Here is a 1,252-nt window from a genome sequence, read left to right as displayed (position 1 = left end):
CCGCCACCCTCACCGCCACCCGCGCCGCCCTGCCCCGGGACCGGCCTGCCCCGGGGCCCGCCCGGGCCGCCTCCGGGCGGTTCAGGCCGGTATGCGCCGTCGGGTCGCGAACGCGGTCAGGACGGCCGCTGCGAGGCATCCGGTGACGACCTGGCCAGCGTAGGCCAGCAAGATCACGGCAGGGGTGCTTCCGCCCTCTCCTGTTTGGGGAGCGAGGGCCGCGACCAGGAGGTACAGGCCCCAGCAGAGCGTCGCGGCGGATCCGGTCCACCCCGCCACCAGCGGCCGCACCGGCCGCCGCGCCCCTCCCCGGGCCAGCAGCACCGCACACCAGCCGGCGAGCAGCGCGCACACCGCGTGCACCGCCGACACCACCCCCGTCTCCGCCGAGTGCAGGGCCGCCCGCTCGGCGCCCAGCCCCGCCGTGCCCCCGAAGGCCCAGTACGCGTACAGCACGCCCAGCGCCGTTCCGAGCGCGGCCGCGGCGCCCGCCGCCACCCCCGTGGGCGACGGGAGCCGCGCACCGCTCGCGCCCTGCCAGACGCTGCCCCAGCGCCTGCGCGCGTAGGGCACGAACAGCCCTGTCAGGGCGAGCCCTTGGACGGTGAAGCCGCCGTAGACGACGAGGTACACCCAGCCGTCGAGGAAGGACTCCCCGGCGGCCCTTGCGGCGGGATCGGCGCCCAGGCCGACGGCCCTGAGGGCGAGTTGGGCGGGGAAGCCGGCGAGTATCGGCGTCAGCAGCCCGGTCGCCGTGAAGGCGGGGACGAGCAGCAGCGGCGCCGGCACCCGCCGGCCCCACGGCCGGGTCAGCAGCAGCGCCAGCACGATCACGGCTGCGTCCATGGCCATGGTCACGGCGTTGGCCACGGTGAAGAACACCCCCGGGTCGAGCAGCACGCTGCCCTCCGGTATGCCGATGCCGCTCCCGGCCAGCCAGGCCGTCTTCAGCGCCAGGTACGGCAGTGTCGCGGCGACGGCCGCCGCCCGCAGCAGTCTCGCCCCCGCCCCGGTGGCGTCGGGCGCGCGGGCCTCCCCCCTCATCGCGGCCGTGCCGCTCGCCGCCTTGCCTGCCGTCGCGCCCTCGGTCCCGCTGAGCGTCTCGGTCGTCGCGCCTGCCGTCCCGATCACGTCGGCCGCCCGGACCGTGTCGGTCGTGTCGGTCGGATCCGTCTCGTGCATTGTTCGCCCGGTCATGGCCCTACGTTCCCGCGCCCCGGGACTCCGCCGCCTCCCCCGCCGAGGGGATCCG

At 77.0% G+C, this 1,252-nt stretch carries 1 protein-coding gene; it reads right to left on the bottom strand.

What is annotated here, in order from left to right; all coding sequences use genetic code 11:
- Positions 1–81 precede the first annotated feature (81 nt).
- Positions 82–1,197 carry a hypothetical protein gene (locus EF903_RS32720; protein WP_260616235.1) on the bottom strand — a complete coding sequence of 372 codons (1,116 nt, stop codon included), beginning with the start codon at positions 1,195–1,197 and terminating at the stop codon, positions 82–84.
- Positions 1,198–1,252 lie beyond the last annotated feature (55 nt).

The sequence above is a fragment of the Streptomyces sp. WAC05292 genome (assembly GCF_003949955.1).
In the GTDB taxonomy this organism is placed as follows: domain Bacteria; phylum Actinomycetota; class Actinomycetes; order Streptomycetales; family Streptomycetaceae; genus Streptomyces; species Streptomyces globosus.
This window is presented reverse-complemented; position numbering and strand designations above follow the sequence as displayed.